Annotated in this window: 15 protein-coding genes; 3 read left to right on the top strand and 12 right to left on the bottom strand. The window is 39.6% G+C overall.

Going from position 1 to position 18,854, the window contains the following annotated elements:
- Nucleotides 1–186: 186 nt before the first annotated feature.
- Together AC503W_RS07895 and hflX are read right to left on the bottom strand one after the other, a co-directional pair.
- Complete coding sequence (locus AC503W_RS07895) at nt 187–1,455, bottom strand: methionine gamma-lyase family protein (RefSeq protein WP_427686346.1); 1,269 nt, start codon at nt 1,453–1,455, stop codon at nt 187–189.
- A gap of 13 nt (nt 1,456–1,468) precedes the next feature.
- Nucleotides 1,469–2,722 carry a GTPase HflX gene (gene hflX, locus AC503W_RS07890; RefSeq protein WP_427686348.1) on the bottom strand — a complete coding sequence of 418 codons (1,254 nt, stop codon included), beginning with the start codon at nt 2,720–2,722 and terminating at the stop codon, nt 1,469–1,471.
- A 163-nt stretch (nt 2,723–2,885) separates the two neighbouring features.
- On the opposite strand from hflX, the gene AC503W_RS07885 reads away from it, so the two are divergent.
- Nucleotides 2,886–3,494: a trimeric intracellular cation channel family protein gene (locus tag AC503W_RS07885; RefSeq protein ID WP_402875283.1), complete on the top strand. Its 609-nt coding sequence runs from the start codon at nt 2,886–2,888 to the stop codon at nt 3,492–3,494.
- A 42-nt stretch (nt 3,495–3,536) separates the two neighbouring features.
- Here AC503W_RS07885 and spoVK read toward each other — a convergent pair whose 3' ends face one another.
- The 8 genes from spoVK to AC503W_RS07845 form a co-directional block, all read right to left on the bottom strand.
- Complete coding sequence (spoVK, locus tag AC503W_RS07880; RefSeq protein ID WP_402875280.1) at nt 3,537–4,493, bottom strand: stage V sporulation protein K; 957 nt, start codon at nt 4,491–4,493, stop codon at nt 3,537–3,539.
- Nucleotides 4,494–4,864: 371 nt separating this feature from the next.
- Entirely contained in the window at nt 4,865–5,098 is a 234-nt protein-coding gene (gene hfq, locus AC503W_RS07875; protein WP_034313436.1) for an RNA chaperone Hfq, read from the bottom strand.
- A 3-nt stretch (nt 5,099–5,101) separates the two neighbouring features.
- Nucleotides 5,102–6,085, bottom strand: coding sequence for a tRNA (adenosine(37)-N6)-dimethylallyltransferase MiaA (gene miaA, locus AC503W_RS07870; RefSeq protein WP_427686350.1), 984 nt, complete (start codon nt 6,083–6,085; stop codon nt 5,102–5,104).
- Between the two features lie 273 nt (nt 6,086–6,358).
- Nucleotides 6,359–7,669 carry a sensor histidine kinase gene (locus AC503W_RS07865; RefSeq protein ID WP_407406269.1) on the bottom strand — a complete coding sequence of 437 codons (1,311 nt, stop codon included), beginning with the start codon at nt 7,667–7,669 and terminating at the stop codon, nt 6,359–6,361.
- Nucleotides 7,670–8,287: 618 nt separating this feature from the next.
- The gene (locus AC503W_RS07860) at nt 8,288–8,743 is read right to left on the bottom strand and encodes an SMI1/KNR4 family protein (RefSeq protein WP_402875271.1); all 456 of its coding nucleotides are present in this window, start codon (nt 8,741–8,743) and stop codon (nt 8,288–8,290) included.
- Between the two features lie 411 nt (nt 8,744–9,154).
- Nucleotides 9,155–9,505: an ArsR/SmtB family transcription factor gene (locus AC503W_RS07855; RefSeq protein ID WP_402875268.1), complete on the bottom strand. Its 351-nt coding sequence runs from the start codon at nt 9,503–9,505 to the stop codon at nt 9,155–9,157.
- A 24-nt stretch (nt 9,506–9,529) separates the two neighbouring features.
- Nucleotides 9,530–11,290 carry a SulP family inorganic anion transporter gene (locus tag AC503W_RS07850; protein WP_427686352.1) on the bottom strand — a complete coding sequence of 587 codons (1,761 nt, stop codon included), beginning with the start codon at nt 11,288–11,290 and terminating at the stop codon, nt 9,530–9,532.
- A gap of 273 nt (nt 11,291–11,563) precedes the next feature.
- Nucleotides 11,564–13,180 (bottom strand): thiamine pyrophosphate-binding protein, encoded by a 1,617-nt coding sequence (locus AC503W_RS07845; RefSeq protein WP_427686354.1) that lies wholly within the window; start codon nt 13,178–13,180, stop codon nt 11,564–11,566.
- 1,157 nt (nt 13,181–14,337) lie between these two features.
- Between AC503W_RS07845 and AC503W_RS07840 the strand changes: the two genes are divergently transcribed.
- Together AC503W_RS07840 and AC503W_RS07835 are read left to right on the top strand one after the other, a co-directional pair.
- Nucleotides 14,338–14,781 (top strand): DUF1641 domain-containing protein, encoded by a 444-nt coding sequence (locus AC503W_RS07840; RefSeq protein ID WP_402875259.1) that lies wholly within the window; start codon nt 14,338–14,340, stop codon nt 14,779–14,781.
- Between the two features lie 43 nt (nt 14,782–14,824).
- A complete protein-coding gene (locus AC503W_RS07835) occupies nt 14,825–16,006 on the top strand; it encodes an NAD(P)/FAD-dependent oxidoreductase (RefSeq protein ID WP_402875257.1) in 1,182 nt (393 codons plus the stop codon).
- A 473-nt stretch (nt 16,007–16,479) separates the two neighbouring features.
- Here the strand turns inward: AC503W_RS07835 and AC503W_RS07830 are convergent, their stop codons facing one another.
- Entirely contained in the window at nt 16,480–16,842 is a 363-nt protein-coding gene (locus AC503W_RS07830; RefSeq protein WP_427686356.1) for a PqqD family protein, read from the bottom strand.
- On the bottom strand, nt 16,832–18,724 hold the full coding sequence (locus AC503W_RS07825; RefSeq protein WP_427651436.1) for an OPT family oligopeptide transporter: 1,893 nt from the start codon (nt 18,722–18,724) through the stop codon (nt 16,832–16,834). The genes AC503W_RS07830 and AC503W_RS07825 overlap by 11 nt, the downstream gene beginning before the upstream one ends.
- Nucleotides 18,725–18,854 lie beyond the last annotated feature (130 nt).

Below are 18,854 nucleotides of genomic sequence, written 5' to 3'. Positions count from 1 at the left end.
TTGATATAATCATAGTATATGGTATTTAATATGTCAAGTTCATGTTACCTTTTATGACATAAATTATTCATAAAAATTGAATGATTTGTAACCCATTGAATATTATGACTATTTTTCTTCATGAGAATCCAGACATGCTGGGTTCTCACGAAGTGTATTTCTTAAACTAACGGCTACCATCTCATGTTACAAATGTATCAATTCTTTCTCCATTAACGAGTTCACCGCGGTCAATACAGCCATTTTGACATGGGCATATGTTAAGCCACCTTGAACATAGGCAACATAAGGAGGCCTTGTCGGTCCATCTGCCGTCAGTTCAATGCTAGCTCCTTGGATGAATGTTCCTGCAGCCATGATTACATCATCTTCATACCCTGGCATATAAGCAGGGTATGGAGTAACATGTGAATTAATTGGGGATGCATATTGAATTGCCTGGCAAAAAGCTACCATTTTATCTTTATCATCGAATTGGACAGACTGAATTAAATCGGTACGTTTTGCATCCCAACGAGGGTATGTATTCATCCCGATTTTTTCTAAAAAGGCTGCTGTGAACATCGCACCTTTTATCGCTTGCCCGACGACATGTGGCGCAAGGAAGAATCCTTGGTACATTTCCTGTAGGCTATATAGTGAAGCCCCTGCCTCCGCTCCAATACCTGGGGACGTCAAACGATAGGAACACGCTTCAACTAAATCTTTTTTACCGACAATGTATCCGCCAGTCTTCACAATTCCGCCACCTGGATTTTTAATTAGAGAACCCGCCATAAGATCTGCCCCGACATGACAAGGCTCTTCCGTTTCCACAAATTCGCCGTAGCAATTATCCACGAAAACAACGATTTCTGGATTGATTTCCTTGACGAAAGAAATCATTTCCTTTATTTCATCGATTGTAAAGGAAGGACGAGTCGCATAGCCCTTTGAGCGTTGGATGCCTATCATTTTCGTTTTCGGATTGATCGCATGTCTGACGGCTTCAAAATCCACACTTCCCGATTCCATTAACGGTACCGCATCATAACCTATTTGAAAATCGCGTAAGGACCCAATTCCAGAACCCCTGATCCCGACAATTTCTTCTAATGTATCGTATGGTTTTCCAGTTATGTATAGCAATTCATCGCCTGGACGTAAAATCCCAAATAAGGCAGTGGATATGGCGTGTGTACCTGAAATGATTTGAGCACGAACCAGTCCTGCTTCCGCACCAAAAACATCGGCATATATTAATTCGAGCGTATCACGTCCGATATCATCATATCCATATCCTGTTGTTGGGTTAAAATGCGAATCACTCACACGGTGCTTCTGATAGCTTTGCAATACGCGAAATTGATTGGTCTCGATTCTTTCATCTACTTGCTTATGTAATGGAAAAATCATCGCTTCGACTTCTTGGGCGATTGTTTTTAAGACTTCTCCATGCTTTAATTGCTGATACATCCAAATTCCCCTTTTATAATGAGTATTTCTCTAGCTGTCCAATTATTGAATGATCAGCTAGACAAAAACCTTTGCATTCATATCTTTCCGATTCTTCATTAAAGGAGAGAGTGCGCAAAATGGTTTCATTTTTCAGCTGTGATAGTAGTTTACCCTCACTGGAAGGTAAGAAAACATTATACGGTATCATTTTCTCAATGACGTACTTTTCAATTTCTTCCATGATTGTTTCCAGGTCTTTTTGGTCATAGGCACTGATTAATAACGAATCATTACTGGAAGACCTTAAAAAGTCGACGTGAACCCTATCCTTCTTATTATACAACGTTAGCTGGGGAATGGAAGAGACATCTAAGTCATTTAATAGGTTGTGAACCGTTTTCTCATGATTAAAATAATCCGAGCTAGACGAATCGACAACGTGGAGCAACAAGTCCGCTTCCTTCACTTCCTCTAATGTCGAGCGAAAGGCTGCAATCAGGGAAGTCGGCAAATCCTGAATGAAACCGACCGTATCGGTCATTAGTACAGTAAAGCCGCTAGGAAGAATCGCTTTTCGCGTCATTGGATCGAGAGTGGCGAACAACAGGTTTTCTTCAAAAGAATCTGCTTCTGTCAAACGATTGAACAAGGTTGATTTACCAGCGTTCGTGTAACCAACCAGAGCAACCTGAAAGGCCTTATTTCTTTTTCTCCTTTCACGATACCTCTCACGGTGCTTCACGATTCCACTTAGTTGTTGCTTGATTTCGTCAATTTTCCCACGAATGTGACGGCGGTCACTTTCGAGCTTCGTCTCTCCCGGTCCCCGCGTACCGATTCCGCCTCCTAATCTGGACATGGCTGTACCCTGCCCGGCTAAACGGGGCATTAAATATTGGAGCTGGGCAAGTTCCACCTGGAGCTTACCTTCCCTCGACCTGGCTCGCTGAGCAAAAATGTCCAGTATAAGCTGAGTCCTGTCAATCACCCTCGCCTCGAGGAATTTAGAAAGGTTCCGGATTTGACTCGGTGATAATTCATCATTGAAAATGAATAAATCAGGCTCCAATTCTGCTTCCAGGTTTTGTAGTTCTTCTATTTTCCCTTTGCCTATATATGTAGACGGATGAACCCGTTCTCTTTTTTGTGTAATGGTCATCAATACCTCGCCATTTGCTGTCTTAGCTAACGACGCCAGCTCGTCCAGTGAATAGCGGAAATGCTCCTCATCCTCTGTTGTTTGACAACCAATCAATACAGCGGTTTCTCTTATTGCCTGTTCCAATTCACACACCACCTAAACAATTTTCATCCATCATACCAAATAAATGGCCACATATAAAATTTTCCTAAAAACAGGGCCAGTAACCATATTAATATCACCCGTAACATGCTAAAATCAAGTTTGGCTTTACCATAAATCTGAAATGACATAGAGGGAAAAGGATATGACGTGGGAAGTATTAACCTTCATTGGTACAATTGCATTTGCCATAAGCGGAACCATCATTGCAATGGAAGAAGAGTATGATATTTTAGGAGTATATATTTTAGGAATTGTTACGGCTTTCGGGGGAGGCGCGATTCGAAACCTTTTAATCGGCGTGCCTGTATCTGCGCTTTGGGATCAAAGCCTCTATTTCACCGTCGCCCTGGTCTCAATCACCATCGTTTTTCTTTTCCCTACCAATCTATCAAGGCATTGGGACAGATGGGGAAACTTCAGTGATGCCATTGGACTCTCTGCGTTTGCTATCCAAGGTGCCATGTATGCAGTGGAACTAAATCATCCAATTAGCGCCATTATCGTGTCCGCGGCACTAACCGGTTGTGGTGGGGGAATAATCAGGGATGTACTTGCCGGGAGAAAACCGTTAGTCTTTAGAAAAGAAATCTATGCCGTTTGGGCAATCATCGCAGGTTTGGCTCTAGGCAGTGGACTTTTCTCACAAGCATGGCATTTATACACACTCTTTATTTTCGTCACTTTATTCCGCGTGCTATCTTACACCTACAATTGGCACCTTCCTAATAAAAAATGGGTCCCGAAAATATAAATGCGAAAGGCCAGCCACGTTTAATGGCGGGCCTTTCTGTTGTCACTCCTTCTCATCATCCTCGAAAACGAGATCTTGACTGGTCAGTGTAAGCAGGTCGACCTTTTCAAACGTATCTTCTATTAATAGGCGCATGGCCTGCGCCCTTATCGATTTTTCAAGTACGTTCCGGATATAACGGCCATTAGAAAACGATACCACGCCACGATCGGAACGTAATACAATTAAATGTTCCTTTAACTTCCTTTCGGCATCCCGGCTCATAATATATTCACGCTCTTGCAACATGAGGCCAGCTATCTCCATTAACTGATCGATTGTATAGTCCGGAAAATCGACGACTAGTGGAAACCTCGAATAAAGCCCTGGATTAAGACTTAGGAAATAGTCCATTTCACGAGAATAACCTGCTAAGATTAAGATGAATTCGTGTTGGCGATCTTCCATATGCTTGACAAGCGTATCTATCGCTTCTTTGCCAAAATCCTTCTCTCCACCTCTTCCCAAAGAGTAGGCCTCATCGATAAATAATATGCCACCTATTGCCTTTTTAATCAGATCACGTGTTTTTTGGGCTGTATGACCAATATATTCACCGACCAAATCGGCGCGTTCCGCTTCAATCAAATGCCCTTTAGAAAGGACATTCATCTTTTGAAACAACTTACCAATCAATCGGGCAACGGTAGTCTTACCTGTTCCTGGATTCCCTTTAAACATCATGTGAAGTGCTTGCTGACCAGTCTTCAGCCCTCTGGTCTCACGTTGTTTGTTTATGTAAATCCAAGCGTATATTTCCTTTATCATGCGTTTCATCTCATCCATTCCAACCAGTGCCTTCAGTTCGTCTTCTATTTCCTTCAAAGCCACATGTTGTTGGGGAATTTCTTGGACCAACACTTCTTTGACCGGCAAATCTTTCTGTAGTGATTTTCTATTTTCCGCATTAAAAACGATATTGATTTGCCCGTTATTTTTCATACGGATCGGTTGTTCCAATGTCTTCACCTCTCCATCTTGGACCCTAAACTTTTAAACCATTCATTTAACATGAACACACACGGACCTTTCGGGTCATTATATGTTTTCCCTTCGCCAATATCTCCGTCTAATTTACTTTTGTAAATATTGGGTTTTTCAGTTAGCTTTCTTGTCTATAAAGGGGCTTTCGACAATTTATCTCCTATTCATCATTTCTTTCATTCATTTGTCATTTCCTGCGCTTTCCCGAGAAATGATTCTTCCTTCCATATATATATATTCAAAACGAACAAGTAAAATAATCGAATCCTTGAAAAAGATACAAGCTCTTAGCACAAAAAAACAGGCCGCCCTGTGGGCCGCCTGTCATTTTGCTATCATGTATATGGTTATTCCTTCACTTCGTAATCAATTTGAACATTACGCTGTGGAGCGAATGTGGATATAGCATGTTTGTATACCAATTGCTGCTTACCTTCGGATTCGAATAACACAGTGAAATTATCAAACCCTTTAACCTGGCCCCTGATTTGGAAACCATTTAATAAGAAAACCGTCACATACGTCCCATCTTTTCGTAATTGATTAAGAAATTGGTCTTGAATATTTACGGATTGCTTCATGATTTAGTCCTCCTCTTTTCTCTCTAAATTTATGTATTCGCCTTCTTTGAAAAGCTTTCCTGCTACAAATCCAGATATTTCATTTATTTTTTTTGTAAACCCTTCGATGTCCGTCATATTAAACCAGATTACATCCATTTTATTTCGGAACCAGGTCAATTGACGTTTTGCATATCGGCGTGAGTTTTGCTTCAAAGAATCGATCGCTTCTTCCACCGAAGCCCGGTCTTCAAAGTAGTCGTATATCTCTTTGTAACCAATTGCCTGTATCGATTGGCAATCCCTCAATCCTTGATCATAAAAAGATTGTACCTCTTCAATCAATCCGGCTTCCACCATTCCATCAACTCGTTGGTCAATACGTTCATATAACTTGTCCCGATCCATTGTCAGTCCTATTATGCATGTATCATATTTCATTTCCGTGGGTTGTTGATTCATCTGCTCACTCATTGTTTTTCCTGTACAGTGGTAAATCTCAAGTGCACGAATCACCCTTCTTACATTATTAGGGTGTATTCTTTTAGCACTTTCTGGGTCCACACTCCGCAATTGGTCAAAAACAGGATCGATTCCTGCTTCGTTGACTTGTTTTTCGAGCTGTTCCCTATATAGAGGATCGGATGGCGCTTCAGAGAAATGATAATCATAGATTACCGATTGAATATATAAACCCGTGCCTCCTACTATGATAGGGAGTTTGCCCCTGCCCTGAATATCCTCAATGCAAGCATTTGCCTGCTTCTGAAACTCAGCTGCACTGAATGGTTCATCCGGCCCCTTTATATCAAGTAGATAATGGGGAATGCCTTCCATCTCTTCTCTTGTGATCTTTGCAGTTCCAATATCCATTCCCTTATAAACCTGCATGGAATCCCCACTAATTATTTCTCCATTAAATCGCTTGGCCAACTCAATGCTCAGTTTCGTCTTGCCTACTGCCGTCGGTCCAATAATGACTAGAAGTTTTCCTTTTTGTTGTGTCAACTTTATTCACTGCCTTATATGATTTTTTTTTATCTTATCACAAAACGCCACAAAAGCAGTTAAACATCTAACCATTATATCCATTCCTCACTCATTTATTCACATCGGCGAATATATCTCCTAACAAGTTAGCGAAGGTTCTGGTTCAACGCTTGGAGTACTGTCTGTAAATCCACATGACTAAAGGCATGATCCCATAAACGGGTTCATGCCCCTAAACATCCCTAACAAAATAAAGCATCTCACATTTTGGGCGGTCTCTTTGTAAAAACTTCATTCCACAGGTATTAAGACCGTTACAGTCGTTTCTACTTCATTCGAATCTACTGATATCTCACCGTTATATCTTCTTACTAGATCCTTAACGATAAACAGACCTTGACCACGCTCTTTTCCTTTTTCTTTCTTTTTAGTGGAAAATCCACTTATATAAATCTTTTCCAGGTCCCCCCTACTAATCATCTGTCCTGAATTCGTAACGGTGAATGTATATTTTCCTTTATCCTTTTTACAAATGATATTCATACGCCGCTCTTGCTCAGGTATTTCAATCGTAGCTTCTATGGCATTATCTATTATATTTGATAACAATTTAATTAAATCTATCGTCTTAATCGTATCGAAAGAATCTGGAGAAATATCAAGGCTTATATCAATATTATAGTTTTGGGCAGACAGCCTTTTCGTTTCCAACAGCACCGATAACCCAGGGTGTGTAACGTTCATTTCCATGGATTCTATGGTATGGATCTCCTTAGAGAGACCTGTTAAGTATTCTAATGCTTTATCTTTTTCTCCAAGTTTTAAAAGACCGTGTACGACCTGAATGTGATTGGAGAAGTCATGCCTTAGGGAACGAACAGATGCCATAAGAGATTGAAACTCCGCCCTGTACGTATCCTCAGTATCCCCTACCTCTCGTATCAACTCTTTTCGATACCATCTTTGCATGATTGTAAAAGCAATGGCCAGGATAATGACAAAAGCGCCCGAATAAATCAGATTAAAAATGCTGCTATTGATAACCTCATCGCTTATTGCGTGAATATCTTCAGCACTCGCATCCACTCCTAAAAAACCTATTACGGAGCCTTCCTTATCCTTTATGGGAACTCCTACAGTCATATACTTCCCATATATGGGGTCATCCAGAATATCCGTGATGAAGTTTTCTCCCTTATAGGCCTGTCTGACCTGGCGTTCGGGGACCGTGCATAGTTCCCCAATTTCAGGTTCTCTTTTAACGTTTTCTGGGAGACCTGCAATCATGGTCCTTGACTCTTGGGGGTTTTCCACTTTTAAAGTATAGATGTGTACAACGCCAACATTTTCACGGACATTCTCTAAATAGGCTTTAATATCCTCATATTCTTGGCTCTTTACTGGGTTTTTAAGAAAGCGTTTATAGGCTTCTATATCCAACGTACTAGCAACAGACTTAGCAACCAAGAGATTTTGATTGGCCACAGACCTTTGAACAGTATTTTTGATATTTAAATAAGAAGTAAACATATTAAGTAGGACAAATCCAAGTAACAATAGGAATATCATTATAATGAATGCTTTTACCTTTTTATTTTTCATAAAATTCTATATACCCCATCTCTTGAAGTTGAAAATCGGATATTATACTATAATTTTACTATAATTACAGAGAAAGGAATATAGTAAACTTATTTTATATCGATTATCATAGGTATATTTAATCACAAAATGAATAAATAAGATAATGACACAACGTTCTAAATATTCCTTTTTCTAGACTTCAACAAGTGTGAAAGGGGCTGTCTAATAAGTCCTTATTCCAGTAATTTCGCAAAAACAAAGAGGCGGAAATGTTGTTAAATCAACGTTTCTGCCTTTTACTATTTATTCAATTACGGGGTAATTACACCTTTTGGGACAGCCCCTTTTTTCGGCTATCATGCTTTATTAATTGATTTCATTTTTTTCAAACCTTTACGTACTATAACACCCCGTAGAAATTTGTTGAAGTTTCAATAGATGAAATCATTTACAAGACAATAAAATCAAGAGGATCACTCCCCGCAAGTCCACGAGAAGCACTTAAATGACCTGTTCGATTTTCTACTAAAGATTGATTTTCTGCCATGAATTGCTTAAAGCATGCAGAATGGAATTGTCAGTCACGATAAAAAACCTTGACTGGTTTTTAACCAATCAAGGAGTGACTTTACACCATTAAATTTCCTCAGGGATTTTTAGTCCCTCGATAAAGGATTTGAAACTTTCTGCCACTTTATAAATATTTTCATCCTGACTGGAGGGATCTGCGTACCACCCCTGATCCCAAAAGAAGATTCCTTGTTCTTCATCATTGTTTATCAACAGGATTTTTCCTGCACAGGTATCGTTGCCGATTATAATGCAATTTGTATGTAAACCATCTTTATTATTTTCATGCAACTTTTGTAAATCAAGCTGTTCACTATCGATATCCAACCCATATAACACGTCTAACGATACAAGTGTGTCCAATGCCTCTACATAAAACTTACCATTTTGAACGGTAGTGGTCCCTCCGTTATATTCAAGGAGGAAATGTTTATAATCAGCCGGAATCTCGAAACCGACATACCTCTCAAAGTTATTGACCGCTTCCTGTGTTGCTTTGCCGTATCCAGTGATTTTCCTCATCCTATCAACTCCAGTTCGTTTTAATAAAAAACTACATTAGCCACCTATATGCCTAAACTTAAATGTAATCAGGGGATAACTCCGAGGATATATGTTGATTGCAGTTGTCTTTCAATAGTCCCTTTACTATCTCGTTTTACAATAAATAACAATATCTAATTATAATTGTACTATACCATGTAGACTTTCATAATTCTTGGGGAAATAGTACGTTTTCGTCAAATTTCCTTGCTTGTAAAAGAAAACTTCACTATAATTATTATTCCCCATATTTATCCTATACCACTTTCTTAAAATATATTAACATAATTTCGTTTGTTTTTTTCAGTATTTTCTGCAAATAAAAAGGAAAAATAAAGGTGTTGACATAGTTCATCTTTACGTTGCTATGTCAACATCCCCCAGCCTCAGTTACAACTTATTTCTATTCTTTTCCTCATTTTCACTTATTTTATCTAGCATTGAAATCGTATCTACCAAGTGATTATTAAATATTTGACGTGCTATTGAAAGAAGTTCCACAATCATGGGGTCTCTTAGTGAATAGACCACGCGATTTCCATCTTTCGTTCCTACGACAATATTTTTCGCTCGTAAAACGGTTAGCTGCTGGGAAACTGCGGATCCTTCACTACCAATGAGATTTTGGATTTCATTTACGTTTTTATCTCCTTCTGACAATAACTCGAGAATTTTTATTCTCAAGGGATGTGCAAGTGCCTTAAAAAACTCCGCTTTAAATTGTTGCATCTCAAGATTCAATGATAATTCTCCTCTTCAATTTAATTAACTGGAAAAGGCCCGTCTTCTTTCCTCAATACCTTTGGTGAGATCCCCTGATAAAGCCGAACATTCTCTAAAGGCAAAGTGCTTGCAGCCAAGACACTTATTCCTATTTAACTGTTCAAGAGCGTAATCAATCGCTACTCCTGTATGATCAAAAAAATGATCTTTCCCAATTACTTCATATAAGCCAGTTTTGATCAGAAGCGTTTTAGGTTGTGGTTTGATTCCAGAAATCAAAACGAGACCGTGTTTAGAAAAATGATGAACGATGTTAGAAAGATAAGACTCACCAGTGGTATCCAACAATGGGACTTGTCCCATTCTTAAAAGCAGTACCTTTGGTTTGGAATGGGTTGTCCCAATAATAGACTGTTCAAAAGTTTGGGCTGCACCGAAAAAGAGGGGCCCTTCCACATTATATATACTAATCTGTGGACAATCATGCGTAGATGTAACTACTCGGCTATCAACCTGTTGATGTTTATTATTGGGATTAGGCAATACTTTTTCAGTTACTATTGTATCACTCATTCGTTTTATAAATAAAAGGACGGCTAAAATAAGCCCCACTTCTACGGCACTGGTTAAATTTTCAAATACCGTCAATAAGAATGTTATAACTAGAATGAGTGAATCTGTCGTTTTGATTTTGACCATATTAAAGAAAAGATGCCTCTCACTCATATTCCAAGCAACCACCATCAATATCGGAGCCATACTTGCCAACGGCACCTTTGAGGCGTACGGTGCAAACAGCACTAAAACCAAGAGGACGACTATGCCATGAACCACACCGGATACCGGGGAAACAGCCCCGTTTTTAATATTGGTAGCCGTTCTTGCGATTGCACCTGTCGCTGGGATTCCACCGAATAGAGGCGTAATTATATTAGCAACGCCTTGACCAATCAATTCCTTATTACTATTATGCTTACTACCGGACATCCCGTCTGCCACGACTGCTGATAATAATGATTCTATTGCTCCTAGCATGGCTATGACAAGCGCGGGTCGAATTAAAAGTTGAATGCGATCTAAAGTAATCTCAGGAAATTTGAACTGTGGCAAATTATTTGGAATTTCCCCATATGTTGAACCAATCGTTGCTACTTGACCCGGAAATAAGAAAGTGGCAACCAATGTCGAACAGATAATGCCGATTAGTGGCCCTGGAATCTTTGGAAAGAACCTAGGTGTGCCTAAAACAGCCATTAAACAAATACCTGCGGTTAATACGCTGTACATGTTCATGCTTTGAATATGCATGAATATTTCCTTTACATTATTAATGAATTCTTCGTGTTTCTCCACACCAGACAATCCCAGAAAGTTCGGAACCTGGCCCACAAATATGATGACAGCAATCCCAGCGGTAAACCCAATCGTTACAGGTTTGGGAATAAACTTAATTAATGAGCCTAATTTAAAAATCCCCATTAAGGTTAGGATGATTCCTGCTAAAAATCCAGCAATTAATAAGTTTTCAAACCCATATGTCATTACAATCCCAAATAAAATCGGGATAAACGCACCTGTTGGCCCACCTATTTGAAATTTCGAACCCCCTAATAGGGAAATCAATACTCCGGCAATGATTGTCGTGTATATCCCATATTCAGGTTTTACACCTGAAGCTATAGCAAATGCCATGCCTAATGGAATGGCAATTACACCGACTACGAGTCCAGCTATAAAATCTTTTTGTAAAGATTGAAGAGAATAATCTTTGTATCTTCCATCAATAAGCCAATTTCGCTTCATAAAAAAGCACTTCCTTTTTTTATTTTTGTATATCTGATTATTTGAATATACGATTATTAGAATTTAACCCTTTCTCTTCTTTTTGTCAAAGGTCATTTTAAAGAAGGGGGTAATTCAGTAGGAAGCGTGAATCATTTATTTTTGATACAGTACCTTTTAATGGGTCCTTTCTATATATATTTGGCAAAAAAAGAAGCACTTAACCCATTGGTCAAATGCCTCTTTTTACTAACTTCCTTCCACTATATATTTTCCCTGTACGTAATTGTCCTTTCATTCTGTTTCAGGGAAAAAGATTTGAGCTGTACGGATATCGACTAAAGCGGGTAACTCTGACTGCAAAGCTTCTGTGATGGATGCTTCCAAGGAGTTATCCTCTTCGACATGCACACCCTTCCATCCACAGGCTTCTGCTACCTTTACGAAATCAGGATTTGTCAGACCCACGCCCACTTCATCCCCTCCCTCAGCTTTAATTTTATCCCGTTCCATTTGTAGTGATTCATTATTGAGTACGATGATGGTAATCTTAATGCCGTATCGTTTGGCTGTCAGTAAGTCAGCAAGTGTCATCTGAAGGCCTCCGTCACCGACAACGGCTACTACTTGTTTTTCCGGTTCGGCTAATTTGGCAGCCATTGCAGCTGGAAGACCAAACCCCATCGTTCTCCAATATCCTGAAAATAGAACCCTTTGGTTTTGTTGGCGCAAGATTCTATTCGTCCAAACAGTTACATCCCCAGTATCGATTGCCAGGATCGCATCTGGATCTATCGTCCTTTCAATCGCTCGAATAATCCTTGCTGGGTGTATAGGAGAACCTTCGCTATTGCCTTCCTGTTCCAATTGCGCTGACCATAATTCTTTCACTTCCCGGCAACGACCGACCCACTCATCATTCTTGTTGTGCCCTTTTAATCCAAGATTCAATTGAGGAATAACCTCTTCAGTATTACCTTTAATACCGATTTCTACGGGTATGCTTTTTTCGATCTTGTCAAAATTACTGTCTATCTGTATAATCTTCGCATCGGTTGGCACATATCCTTCGGGCCACCAAGTAACACCGGCAAGCAATACGACGTCAGCCTCCAGGAAGGCGCTCTTCGCATATGGATTGCCGCCTTCCCCGATGCCCTGTAAAAGATTTGGAGAGTTTGCCTCGAAAGCGCCCTTACCCCCAAGGCTAGTAAGAATGGCAGCACCCCACGTATCCGCAAGCATCTCAATCGCTTCTGAAGCACCACGGGCACCGGCTCCAGCCAGTATCATAGGTTGTCTCGCTGTTTTCATTACCTCAAGAATCCGATTCTTGCTTTCTTCTTCCAGCGAGGAAGTACTTTTAACAAGTAAAGGTAAACGCCTTGGCCGCACTTCCGTTTTTTTATCGAAAAAATCCTTTGGTATGGAAAGGTGAGTAACCCCTCTCTGGCCAAGCGATTTTTGGGCCGCTTTGTGCATCACTTCAATAATGGCATCCGGGCTGGTCAAATTTACACTATAAGAAGCAAACGGCTTCACAAGTTCCTGTTGATTCACATATTGTTGAAAATCCGTTCCTATTTTATCACTTGGAGCCTGCCCTGTTATGGCCAACACCGGTGCTTTATCGGAATAGGCATCACCAAGTCCATTAAGCAAATTAGTGACCCCAGGTCCCATGGTCGCGGTACACACACCCAATCCCCCTGTTAACTTGGCCTCCGCCGAAGCCATTAAAGCGGCTACCGATTCATGCTTAACAGCAATGAATTTAATATTTTCTTGATTCGCCAGTGCATCAATCAGTCCAATTATCGTATCTCCCACCACTCCATAAATTCTTTTCACATTCATGAGTTGTAATTGTTGAATGATTAACTCGGCAACTGTATTCTTAGAATGTTCCAAAATCCTTCAACCCTCTCGTTTTTATTACTTGCGTTAATTTGTCCTATTATTTTTTACACTAATCTCCTTTCTTTTAAACAAATGTATTGAATTTTATTTTTTTTATAGTTAGTTCTATTAAAAAAGCCATCTGAGCATTAACAGATAGCTTTTCTACTTGTATGGATTTCTAATCATCTTTCAATTACGTATATCACTATAGCAACATACAAAATATTCTTTTAAAAAAAGGATACTGATAATGCATGAGATTATTAATATGATGATATATGAAAGATAGCCATGTATCCTTACTCCAGTGATCCCCGCTTTTTATGTATGGAAAAACAAACATCCTTTCATGATGGGAATGAACATTTAAGGAATTTCAAGATAAAGCGTTAATTAAAAGGGCAGGCCAGGGCACCCAATCAAAAAAATGATTGAGTGCCCTTTTACTATTTATAAAGTACGTTCATCCTGATTATATGATTTTATAATCATCATAAGTAATTATTAACCTACTCATGGACACAGTTTCTGCACGTATCCTGTTTTTATCTCGACAATATGCGATAAGCGAACTATTGGGAAGTTTGGCCGTACAATTCCATTTGTTATGCTTTTTAGAATATCTGGAGGAAATCTGAATCATTTCTCCATGAACTTTTAATAATCGACGTTTGATCAAAGGCATCATCTCCAATACAAGTAATATCTTATACCCTGATTTTAGAGAGTTTATTCGTAAAAACTAAAAGAAACACAAAAAAGTAAGAAAATTATAGGTATTTTATAGGAATGAAGCCTATTTCTAAGGTGAATTCTCAAAAAAACCATAAAAATGGAGAATATAGAAGATATTCAAGTTTCCCGATGATACCACGAAAAATGTTCCCTGGCTTACACGAACATAAATAATAACTTTAAGTTATATTCATATTGTAAAAAACTATTTGAAATTAACAGTCGGTAGACGTATGATTAGGAGTGTTAGGATAGAGACACGTGAGTTCAGTAAGTTAATAGGTTCTATCAAAGGAACTACATATCAGTATGGGCCTCTAGTAGCGATAACTTTTTAAAGAGATTTTCAAAGTTATAGTTTCTGACTTCGATAGTAATGTGACTTTGCATCCTAATTAGCAAATTAAGTTCAACGCAAAGGGGAAATAGATATGGCAGATGTAGTCTCAAAATCAAAACCTGAAAACGAAACACTTAATATCTCTGCAAGCCAGGAACAAAGAGATATCCTAGATCAACTTTTAAACCCTGAGGTTCAACAATCACTGAATAATTTAGTAGAACAATTACCAAAATTAACGGAATTGGTTAATATTTTGACAAAGTCATATGATTTTGCTCAATCTGTTGCAACTGATGAAGTATTGAAAAATGATACAGTCAGTGCTATTTCAGAAATGGCAACACCAGTTGTATCTTCTGTAAAGGGCCTTGCTGCCAATGCAATCGAAGCAAAGGACCGGGCTGAAGAAAGTACGGAAGTCATTGGTCTTTTCGGTTTACTACGTATGATGAAAGATCCACAAGCGCAAAAACTTTTCCGTTTCGCAAGTGCGTTCCTTGAAATCTCTGCAGAACGTAAGAACCAAAACTAATTCTATTATTATCATTCAACCAGTTAGGACGGGGGATTAACAAATGTCAAAACATATCGTCATCTTAGGTGCAGGATACGGCGGATTACTATCTGCATTAACGGTTCGAAAATACTTAAATAAAGATGAAGCACAAGTTACAGTGGTTAACCAATACCCAACACACCAAATTATCACAGAACTTCATCGTCTAGCAGGAGGATCAGTTTCTGAACAAGCTGTTGCCATTCCGTTAGAAAAACTTTTCAAAGGAAAAGACATCGACCTTGTCATTTCCAAAGCTGAATCTTTCTCAGTGGATAAAAAACAAGTTAAACTTGCTAATGGTTCTACTCTAACTTACGATGCTTTAGTTGTTGCTTTAGGAAGCCAAACAGGATTCTTCGGCATTCCAGGACTTGAAGAAAACAGCATGGTATTAAAATCTGTACATGATGCAAACAAAGTTTACAAACATATCGAAGATCGCATTCGTGAATATTCCATTACGAAAAATGAAGCGGACGCAACGATTGTAATCGGCGGCGGTGGATTAACTGGCGTTGAATTAATCGGTGAAATCGTAGATCATTTCCCTAAAATTGCAAAACAATTTGGCGTAGACTACAAAGACTTGAAAATCAAGCTTATCGAGGCTGGTCCAAAGATTCTTCCTGTATTACCGGATTCATTAATTGAACGCGCAATGACAAGTCTACAAAAACGTGGGGTCGAATTCTTAACTAGCCTTCCTGTAACAGGTGTCAAAGGCAATGTTATCGAATTGAAAGATGGACAAACCATCACGGCTAATACACTTGTTTGGACTGGTGGGGTCGCTGCTCTTCCTATCGTTGGGGAATCAGGTCTTGAAGTGGACCGTGGTAAAGCAACTGTCAATGAATATCTTCAATCCAAGTCTCATAATGACGTATTCGTTGTTGGCGATAGTGCCGTTGCCTTCCCTCCAGAAGGTGGACGTCCATACGCACCAACAGCACAAAACGCTTGGCAAATGGGCGAACTAGTCGGTTACAACCTATATGCAGCATTTGAAGGTAAAACACTAGAAAAATTCGCACCTATCAATTCTGGAACACTTGCCAGCTTAGGTCGTAAAGATGGTGTAGCAACAGTTGGGGCTAACAACACTGAACTTAAAGGCTTACCTGCCACTTTAATGAAGGAAGCTAGTAACATCCGTTATCTTACTCATATCAAAGCGCTTTACAATTTGGTCTATTAAGTTCAACACTGAACTTAATCATTTGTAAATAAGTAGACGCTGAGAAAAATCCAGTTTCTGTCCTTAGACGGAAACTGGATTTTTCAATTCCACCAATTGATAGATTAGGAATCTATTGACGAATTAATAAATGATAGAACATGGTCCCCTCCCCCGTAGTATGGCAAGGCAATACAATAAGTATAGACTGAGGGCATTTTGCCGGACTTTAAATTCAGGCCTGGTGTCACCCTCTTTAGCGTCCCTATTACATTTCCCATACAAACCCATCAAGAATAAAATCATATACGTTAACATTTACAGAATACGCTCCTTTTACAAATACAAAACATGACGATCAGCCCTACAACCTACTCTCTGACGTTATTAAGAAATTTTTTCGAATCACCTTTAGCTATTGATTTCGCTACCCCTCATTAATGAAAAAGCAAAAAAACAAGCTGAAGCGCGATTTGCATGCTTCAGCTTGTTTGTTATTTTTCTTCTTCCCAAATGATCCATTCATGAACTTCAAGGATTTCAAAAAATTTCACAAGTCGTGGTAAGGCCGGTTCGGCTTCTTCCCCAAAGTGTTCAATCATCGCTTCCGAAATCGCTTGGACATTCTTGCGATATGCCATTTGTTCAATGGCAAATCTCCCAAACTTATCTAGCTTGATTTTACGAAATGCCCTTTGCTTCAAGAAACGAATCGTCAGTCTCTCGATGAAGTTAGTTCTCTGGATAATCAAAAATCCTAAGTCCGAAGAAGAATCCATTTCTAGGGTGACACGACTTTCCAAAAGAGGAACCATAGTTAACAGGTTCCTCTTTGATGTTTTCTTTTTACGAAACATCTTCTTTATTCCTTTTGCTAGATACAAACCAAAGTACTCCAGCTAAAGCAAGGAAAAGTAAGAATGGTATTAGGTTGCTCGCTATCACCGCTACGGCTGGAACTTTTACTCCCACTGCAATTAAGACTGCAATAAGCACTCCAATCAATGATTCACCGGCGATTAAACCGGACGCGAACAATGTTCCTCTATCTACTCTTGCTTTACGTGCTTCTTTAGATTTAGCAAAACGTTCAACGAAGTAACGTACAAATCCACCGATCATGATTGGCGCACTCGTATGAACTGGCAAGTAAATCCCAACTGCCACACTAAGTGAATTCAAACCGAAGAACTCTAGAGTAATGGCAATCGCCGTTCCGATGAAGATAAGGGTCCAAGGTAAGTCTCCTCCAAGAACACCTTCAGCAAGAATTTTCATCAAGGCCGCTTTAGGTGCAGGAAGTTCTGCAGAACCCATTGTATAAGCATTATCCATTAACACTAAGGTAAAGCCAATGACAGCTGCAGATGCAACGACACCAATCATCATCGCAACTTGTTGTTTCCATGGCGTACCACCGACAATATAACCTGTTTTCAAATCTTGAGAAACGTCACCTGACACTGCAAGTGCCGTACAAACGATTGCAGCAACCGTTACTACAGCTATCATGCCATCCATGCCAGTGAAGCCTGTTGCCTTATAAATAAGCGCTACAATTAGTAGTGTCGCAATGGTCATCCCAGATGTAGGGGATGAAGAGCTTCCTACAATCCCAACAATCCTTGAAGCGACCGTAACGAATAAGAAACCAAAAATACCGATTGCAACTGCGCCTATGATACCTACTTCCGTTACAGGTGCAAAGGCAATAATCAAAAGAACAATAAGCATCCCTAACCACACGAATTTAGCAGGAATGTCTTTTTCAGTACGAATTAGCCCGGCTTTAAGCTGACCTTTATTCGCTTGCACGCCTCTCAGCGTTGCAAAAGCAGAACTGAATAGAGTGGGCAATGTCTTAATCAGTGTGATTAAGCCCCCAGTCGCAACTGCTCCAGCTCCGATGTACCGAATATAATTATCCCAAATTCCCCAAGCGTCCAGTTCACCGATAGGAACTTCTGACGGGAATATAGGTGTAGAGCTACCACTACCAAAGAAGCTAATGGCCGGTATAAGGACGACCCAAGCCAATAGACCCCCACCGATCATTTGACCCGCAACACGTGGACCGATGATATACCCGACACCCAATAGGGAAGGAAATGCATCAAGGCCGACTACTGCATTTTTAAAACCAGTGATGCCTGTTTCCACTTCCGTTTTAAATAGCTTGAATCCATCTCCAAGCGCTTTAACCACACCACCGATTACTAAACCGACTCCGATTAATTTAGCGCTAGAACCGCCTTTTTCTCCTGATTTCAATACCTCGGCACATGCCGTACCCTCAGGATAAGGTAATGTTTCGTGCTCCCTTACTATTAAAAGCTGACGAAGGGGGACCATCATGAAGACCCCAAGGAATCCACCAGTTAAAACAATGAATAGGATTAACGCTTGACTAACATCCATCCCCCACATAAATAATGCTGGGATAGTAAAAACGGCTCCGGCCCCAATGGCCTCACCTGCTGTTGTCATCGTTTGCACAATGTTGTTTTCTAAGATGGAATCTCGTCGAAAAATCCCTCTCAGGATTGCCATTGAAATTACCGCCGCGGGTATAGATGCGGAAACCGTCAATCCAATAAGGAGACCTAAATATGCATTAGCTGCTCCAAAAACGATGGCAAGAATTATACCTAGAATAATTGCAGTGACAGTTAATTCGGGTAAAGATTTCGAAGCAGAAACGTACGGGACGAATTTGCTCTCTTTCGAATTGTTAGACAATTTAGACACTTCCTATATCTTTTTAACTTTAAAAACACAGGAATTATTATATCACTGTAATTTCTATTCATGCAATGGGAAAATTCTGCTTATTCTTAAATAAGACAATAGGGAAAATTCAGTTAAATGA

The sequence above is a fragment of the Peribacillus suis genome (assembly GCF_059384845.1).
The sequence above is the reverse complement of the archived record's forward strand: the minus strand, read 5'-3'. Positions and strand labels throughout refer to the sequence as shown.

Coding starts and splice junctions, on each gene's coding strand:
- AC503W_RS07895 (WP_427686346.1), bottom strand. CDS start 1,455: ATGTATCAGCAATTAAAGCATGGAGAAGTCTTAAAAACAATCGCCCAA.
- AC503W_RS07885 (WP_402875283.1), top strand. CDS start 2,886: ATGACGTGGGAAGTATTAACCTTCATTGGTACAATTGCATTTGCCATA.
- hfq (WP_034313436.1), bottom strand. CDS start 5,098: ATGAAGCAATCCGTAAATATTCAAGACCAATTTCTTAATCAATTACGA.
- AC503W_RS07865 (WP_407406269.1), bottom strand. CDS start 7,669: ATGAAAAATAAAAAGGTAAAAGCATTCATTATAATGATATTCCTATTG.
- AC503W_RS07860 (WP_402875271.1), bottom strand. CDS start 8,743: ATGAGGAAAATCACTGGATACGGCAAAGCAACACAGGAAGCGGTCAAT.
- AC503W_RS07850 (WP_427686352.1), bottom strand. CDS start 11,290: ATGAAGCGAAATTGGCTTATTGATGGAAGATACAAAGATTATTCTCTT.
- AC503W_RS07840 (WP_402875259.1), top strand. CDS start 14,338: ATGGCAGATGTAGTCTCAAAATCAAAACCTGAAAACGAAACACTTAAT.
- AC503W_RS07835 (WP_402875257.1), top strand. CDS start 14,825: ATGTCAAAACATATCGTCATCTTAGGTGCAGGATACGGCGGATTACTA.
- AC503W_RS07830 (WP_427686356.1), bottom strand. CDS start 16,842: ATGTTTCGTAAAAAGAAAACATCAAAGAGGAACCTGTTAACTATGGTT.